The organism is Pseudomonas sp. (genome assembly GCF_050739935.1).
Lineage (GTDB): Bacteria > Pseudomonadota > Gammaproteobacteria > Pseudomonadales > Pseudomonadaceae > Aquipseudomonas.
The window spans coordinates 1-6877 of sequence record NZ_JBOICF010000035.1; the positions used below are offsets into that span (position 1 = coordinate 1).

At 61.3% G+C, this 6877-nt stretch carries 7 protein-coding genes; all 7 read right to left on the reverse strand.

Going from position 1 to position 6877, the window contains the following annotated elements; all coding sequences use genetic code 11:
• Positions 1–138: 138 nt before the first annotated feature.
• On the reverse strand, positions 139–1029 hold the full coding sequence (gene bla / locus ACRER8_RS05775; protein ID WP_431745388.1) for a class A beta-lactamase: 891 nt from the start codon (positions 1027–1029) through the stop codon (positions 139–141).
• Positions 1030–1118: 89 nt separating this feature from the next.
• On the reverse strand, positions 1119–1547 hold the full coding sequence (locus tag ACRER8_RS05780) for a TOBE domain-containing protein (RefSeq protein ID WP_431745389.1): 429 nt from the start codon (positions 1545–1547) through the stop codon (positions 1119–1121).
• 109 nt (positions 1548–1656) lie between these two features.
• Complete coding sequence (locus tag ACRER8_RS05785) at positions 1657–1860, reverse strand: hypothetical protein (protein ID WP_431745390.1); 204 nt, start codon at positions 1858–1860, stop codon at positions 1657–1659.
• Between the two features lie 44 nt (positions 1861–1904).
• On the reverse strand, positions 1905–3962 hold the full coding sequence (locus ACRER8_RS05790) for a pyridoxamine 5'-phosphate oxidase family protein (RefSeq protein ID WP_431745391.1): 2058 nt from the start codon (positions 3960–3962) through the stop codon (positions 1905–1907).
• Positions 3963–4030: 68 nt separating this feature from the next.
• Positions 4031–4654, reverse strand: coding sequence for a glutathione S-transferase family protein (locus tag ACRER8_RS05795; RefSeq protein WP_431745392.1), 624 nt, complete (start codon positions 4652–4654; stop codon positions 4031–4033).
• Positions 4655–4767: 113 nt separating this feature from the next.
• Positions 4768–5730: a LysR family transcriptional regulator gene (locus ACRER8_RS05800; protein WP_431745393.1), complete on the reverse strand. Its 963-nt coding sequence runs from the start codon at positions 5728–5730 to the stop codon at positions 4768–4770.
• On the reverse strand, positions 5730–6650 hold the full coding sequence (locus ACRER8_RS05805) for a LysR family transcriptional regulator (protein ID WP_431745394.1): 921 nt from the start codon (positions 6648–6650) through the stop codon (positions 5730–5732). The genes ACRER8_RS05800 and ACRER8_RS05805 overlap by 1 nt, the downstream gene beginning before the upstream one ends.
• Positions 6651–6877 lie beyond the last annotated feature (227 nt).

Consider the following 6877-nt stretch of genomic DNA (forward strand, 5'->3'; position numbering starts at 1 on the left):
GCGATATATCGGTCAAAATCTACAGTACCTGACACAGCCGGTTCGCCAGCAAGCCGGCTCCTACAGAGGCAGGCGGCGGCTGGAAGAACGAGATCGCCAATAGAGTATCTACAGAGTGGTTTCGCAAGCTCGCTACTGTTACCCCGAAAACGACGCAACCAGCTTCCCAATTTCAGCCATCACCCCATTGATCTGCTCGCCGTTGGCTTTGGCATCGGTGTAGTAAACCGTAACGATCAGTGGCGGGCGGTTGGGAGGCCAAATGACGGCGACGTCGTTGCTGGCGTTATTGGCGCCTGATCCGGTCTTGTCCCCTACCCGCCAGCCTGCCGGCAGCCCGGCACGCAGTTTGTGGTCGCCGGTCTTGTTGCTGACCAGCCAGGCGATCAGCTGATCCCGGGAGGCACCCGACAACACATCACCCAGCACCAAAGTGCGCAGGGTCTGCAGCATCGCAACGGGGGTCGTGGTGTCCTGCAGATCACCGGGGAGGTTTTCGTTAAGATCGGGTTCGCGACGGTCCAGACGAGTGACATTGTCCCCCGTCGAGCGCAGCCACTGAGTCAAACCCTTCGGGCCTCCGAAACTGTCCAGCAACAGGTTGGCTGCAGTGTTGTCGCTGAGTGTAATCGCCGCTTCGCAGATTGAGCCAACACTTAGCCCACCCTCGCCCGTGTGTTTTTCCGTGATCGGCGAATACGTAACCAACTGCTCCTTGCCATAGACGATCAAGCGGGAGAGGTCCTCTTCCTTGCGATCGACCCGGGCCAGAACATGGGCGGCGGCAAAGGCCTTGAAGGTGCTGCACAGGGCGAAACGCTCATCACCGCGATGGCTGATCAGACGCTGACTGCCCGTGTCGAGCATGGCGACGCCCAGGCGCCCGCCGTGGCGAAGTTCAAGTTCAGCCAGTCGTTGCTCGATGGGGGTGTTGGAGGGACTGCCAGAGTCGGCAGCCAGCGGTCGGAGGGTCCACAGCGCAGGGATCGTCATGAGCGAAGCGCCGATCAGGGTTCTGCGTGTAATCAAAATACACTTCCTTGTCGTGGCAGTTGAACAACATGCGCCGGAACCAACCGCCTGCCACGGCGGTTGCTATCCAACGGCGATCAATCGAATCAGGCAGGCACGCCCAGAATGATGTGCGAGGCCTTGATCACGGCAGTCGCACTGACGCCTGGCGTCAGACCCAGTTCGGTCACCGCTTCGCGAGTCACGATGGAGTAGACCTCAGTGCCCCCGGTGAGCGTGATGATCACTTCGGCGTTGACCGCGCCATCGCTGACGCGCGTGACTTTGCCTTCCAGGCAGTTGCGTGCCGAGAGGCGGAAACCACTGGAGTCAGTCATGAGCATGACCCACGGCGCCTTGATCAATGCCACCGCCTCTTTGCCGACCGCCAGGCCCAGGCTCTTGACGCTTTGCAGGGTGACCACAGCCACCAGCTCTTCGCCGCCCGGCAGGGTCAGCACGACTTCGGCGTTGACCGCGCCTTCCTGGATCTGTTTGACGACGCCTTTGAAGACGTTGCGAGCGCTGACTTTCATGTCATTTGACCTTATATGTGAGGGTTAAACTGCCGCACATCATCCGGTCTGATGCCACCTCATTTCAACCACTTCCCGCCTTCATGCGTCTGGATATCGACACCGGCAATCATCGGTGACGACTGAACGTGGAGACCGAACGCACCCAGGTGATCAGACGCAGAGTCGCCGGGTTGTCATGCTCCTCATGATTGGCCGCCAGTTCTCCGGCCAGTGAGGCCAAAGATTGCGGCAACAGCCAGGACACCTCTTGCTCGGTGGCATGGCACAGATTGGGATCGTCTTCTTTCTCGAACGCTGGCCATTCACTCATCGCAGTGACTCCCGTAAAAACATGTCCATCACACGCACGGATGTTTACAGATCGAGCACCAACGGCCCTGAGGCCGGGACTGCGCAGCAGATCAGCACTTGGTCGGCCGCCGGCATTTCGGCGGGCGGGACCGGGTAATGCACCTGGCCACTGATGAGCCGGGTCTTGCAGGTGCCGCATGAACCCCCACGACAGCTGTATTCGGGGGCCAGGCCGCGACTTTCGGCCAGTTCCAGCAAGGTGCCGCCGTCCGATTGCCAGCGTGCTTGCTTGGCAGATCGTTCGAACACCACCGGCACCGAAATCGTGGCAGCGGGCGGCTGTTGCACGGCGATCGGCTGCTGATCGCCTGTGCGTTTGAGCGTCGATGGGCCGAAGGTTTCCGCATGTATCCGCTCGTCACGGATGTGCATTGCCCTCAACTCGTCATACAGCCCCTGTGTGAAGCTCGCCGGCCCGCAGACATAAAAATCGAAGTCGTTGAACGGCAACAGCTTCTTGAGCAGATCCAGGTCAATGCGACCCGTAAGGTGAATGTCTTGGCCTGGGCGCGCCGGGCTCTCGGGCTGGCTCAGCAGGCGGACGGCCGTCAGTTGATTTCCGGCACTGGCAATCAGTGTGTCCAATTCTTCGCGAAAAGCCAGATCCACCAGACGACGTGCACTTTGAATGAACCAGGTTGGCCGCATGCGCCGTGTGCGTTTGCCTTGGTAGATCACCTCGCGCAGCATCGACAGCATGGGCGTGACGCCAATTCCGGCGCCGAGCAGCACCAGCGGTCGGCGCTCCTGAGTATCGACCACGAAACGACCCTGCGGCGCCCGCGCTTCGATCAGATCACCCACCTTGAGCTCGTCATGCAGGTGTCCCGAAACCAGCCCGTCGCGTTTGACGCTGATGCGAAAAAAGTCATCGGACGGCGCGCTCGACAGGCTGTAGGTGCGAATGATCGGTTTGGCCTGCCCTTTGACTGACAGACGCACTGGCAAATGCTGACCGGCCTTGAATCCAGGCAGGCCGGCGCCATCGGCAGGTTCGAACCAGAACGAGCGAATACCTGCGCTTTCGTCGGTGATCCGTGTCACTCGCAGCGGCCGCCACTGATCACTCAGGGCATCGGCCTGCAAGCGCGCGGCAGTCTGGTTCCAGTCGCCGGTCATCAGGCTGTTTGGCGAGAAACCCTGGAACTCCCAGCGCGAACGCAATGCCGAAGGACGTCGCACCACCGCTTCGACCTTGACCTGCCAGAGCCGCTCGGCACCCTGGAAAGCTGCGATTTCCGGACCTTCGAGAATCAGCGTGACGCTTCCCGCCACGTGCAGCAGATCCCCGGTAGTGAAATCGATGAACAGCAGACCGGCCTTCGGGTTGAGCAGGAAATTGCCTAGCGTATTGAAATGCAGATTTCCGGCGAAGTCTGGAATGGTCAGCACATCCCCTCGGACCCGGACAAATCCTGCCTGCCCGCCGCGATGGGACATGTCCACCGAACGGTGCGGCCGATCGCCTTTGAGATCCACGTAGCTGGCGACAAAAAAGGTGTCGGCAGCACGAATGGTCGCGACCGCAGCCTCGTCCAGCGCGTCCATGCGTTCGGCGGCTGGACGCTGATGAACCTTCGGCAACTCCACTTGCCTGAGTTCACGCAATTGAATGTACTGCGGGCAGTTGCCGAATGACTGCTCGACCACCACCGAGAAGCCCTGATCGCTGACCTGCCGGACACGCCCGTTGATACGGTTGCGCCGACGGGTGTGCAGGTCGATGCCCAACATGCCCACCGCCGTGCCCGGAGCGAATTGTTCACCGATAGGGTCATCAGCGTCAGGCAGCCTGGCGATATCCAGCCGCCGAGGGTCAGGTGAAGCGATGAAGCCGGCCTGCGCATCCAGCAAACTTGCCCACGGCCAGCCTTGCTCATCTACCGCGCCGATGAGCAGGTACGGCAGGTGCTCATAGAACTCGCGATGCTGCTCAGGCATGTAGTCGCGAATGACCTTCCTGCCCATGAAGTCCATGCGTTCGGCGACACCGGCGTGGAGCTGCAGCTGGATCTCGCCTGGGTGCCAGGGCGAGGGGGTTTCGGAGGGGATATCGTTCATGGTGCGGACTCCCGAAAGTGTAAGGACGCGGGGATTGCCGGTAACCGAAGGACAATCGCGGTCTCGGATCAAACCACCAGTCCAGCCTTCGTCGCGGGCATCGGCACGAAGCCTTCGAGCCCTTCGATGCGCGCCAGCCAGGCACGCACATTCGGGTAACCCTCCAGCGACACATTGCCCTCCGGCGCATGGGCGATGTAGCTGTAAGCGGCGACGTCGGCGATGGTGGCGTGGTTGGCTGCGAGGAATTGGCGGCCGGTCAGGTGCGTGTCCATCACTCGCAACACCGCATGGGCGCGGTCGATGGTGTCCCTGGGATCGAAGCCCGCACCGAATACGGTGATCAGGCGGGCGCGCGCCGGGCCGTTGTTGATTTGCCCCGAGGCTACCGATAACCAGCGTTGAACTTGCGCGGCACCATCGGCATCGGCGGGCAGCCATTTACCGGAGGCATCATAGGTTTTCGCCAGATAAACCAGAATCGCCGTCGAATCGGCGACGATCGTGCCGTTGTCATCAATGACCGGCACCTGGCCAAAGGCGTTGAGCGCCAAAAACTCTGCCGACTTCTGCGCACCGTTGGCCAGATCGACTAAGTGAATTTCCGATTCCAGCCCTAACAGCGACAACATCAACTGCGCACGATGGGAGTGGCCGGACGTCGGGAAGTGATACAGCTTGATGGCATTCATGGGATTGGCTCCTGAGGCTGTCGTGGATTCGAATCAGCGCGGGGGCGTTGTCGCCAACGGGTTTGCGTGCTGATGGGATGAATCATGGGGCACGACGCCGGCGAACAGAATCTTCACCAAAAGCAATCCAGCGTTTCAGAAATTGAAATTATAGGCCTGTCCAACAACCTCTCTACAGGCTCAGCATCGGATGCCGACGCAGTCGCGCAACCGCGAAGTCGACAAAACTGCGTACCCGCGCCGATGCGCGCAGCCCTTCGCGATAGACCAGATGCACCGGCAGCGGCGCCTGTCCGAACGCGTGCAGCACCGGTTGCAAGCGGCCCCGCGTCGAGATGTTGATGAATCTGGTAGCTCAGGCACGTAGTCAGCCCGGCGCCGCTGACAGCCGCATTGATCGCCGCGAGTTGAGTGGTGCAGCGCAGGGTCGGTTTCAACGCTGGGTTGCGGGTCACGCCCTGGACCCGAAACCGCCAGTCCAGGGTTCGGTTGTCGGCGCTGCAAACCACCAGTGAATGTGCAGACAACTCGCCGGGCGTCAGCGGTTCGCCGTGGCGCTGCAGATAATCCGGACTGGCGCAGATCATCTGGCGCACCGTGCCAATTTTGCGCGCAACCATGTATCCATCGGGCAGATCACCGATGAAGACCGCGACATCGACACCCTCTTCGTGCAGGTTGGGAAAGTGCTCCTGATAGGCGACGGACATCTGAATACCCGGCCAGGCGTCCAGGTAATCGAGGATAACGGGCATCAGCAACTGATCGCCGAACAGCACTGGCGTGACCAGCGTCAGCAATCCGCGCGGCTCAACATGCAGGCCGTTGGCCGACGCATCGGCCTCATTCGCCGCCCGCAGCAGACGCGCGCAATCGGCGGCGAACTGTCGACCTGGCTCGGTCAGGGTCACACCGCGGGTGCTGCGCTTTAACAGCCGCGTACCCAAACGCCGTTCCAGCGCAGCCAGCGCACGGCCCACCGTGGCTTCGGAAATGCCTAGCCGACGGGACGCAGCCGCCAGCCCGGCCCCGCTGGCCACGGCATCGAAGATCGTCATCTGCCGGTGGCGCTCCATCAATCCCGGCTCCGCCCGGCTGCCTTGATGGCAGGGTCTTGAGTCATGCGTTCGACGCAATAATCGATGAAGGTACGCACTTTGGCCGACATCTTGCGCTCGGCCTGGTGGCAGACATGCACCGGCAAGGGCGGCTCTTCGAAATCTTCCAGAATCAGCTTCAGTTCGCCATTCGCTACCTGACTTGCGACTTGATAGGACAAGATCCGCGTCACGCCCCAGCCCAGGGTCGCGGCAGTGATCGCTGCCTGATTGGCGGACACGGTCAATCGGGACAGCAGGTCCACCTGCAAGGGTTTGCCCGCTTCCATGAATTCCCAGCGCCGAACCAGAGTGCTGGCCGATGACACCACCAGACGATGCTGCTTCAGGTCGTTGGGATGCCGAGGATGCCCATGGGCGGCCAGATAGGCCGGCGACGCGCAGAGAACGCGCCGCACCTCGCCGACCTTTATTCCATGCTGGCTGCTGTCCATCAGATGGCCGATGCGCACCGCGACATCGATACCCTCCTCGACCATCTGCGTGACCCGGTCCAGCAACAGCGCGTTGATGCTGACGCCGGGATGTTGCTGCAGATAACCCACCACCAGCGGCATGACGAACAACTCGCCGAATAACAGCGATGCGGTGACCGTTAGTTGCCCGACCGGGGTGGTGATGCTGCCTCCTGCGGAATCTTCGGCTTCTTCGAGCTCACTGAGAATGCGCCGGCAGTCGCTGAGGTAACGCTGCCCGGCCTCGCTCAAGTGCACGCTGCGAGTGGTGCGAGACAGCAGCAGCGTGCCGATGCGCTTCTCCAGCGCCGCCACCGCGCGAGTGACGCTGGGCGCGGACATTTCCAGACGTCGGGCGGCGGTGGCGAAGCTGCGCTCTTCGCAGACCGCGACGAAGACCTGCATTTCCTGAAATCTGTCCATGGACGGGCTCGGCTGTACGGCGGTGTTTTGGATGGGATCGATGAGTGGGGCGATAGTAGCGTTTTGGGCTGGGGAACACGCAAGCCCTTTGCGGATCGGCTCGATTTCGACATTGGTTATCGGGGCGATGACCAATTCTGTAGGAGCCGGCTTGCTGGCGAACATGGCGGGTCAGATAACTCAGCTTCTGCTGACTCGCCGCGTTCGCCAGCAAGCCGGCTCCTACA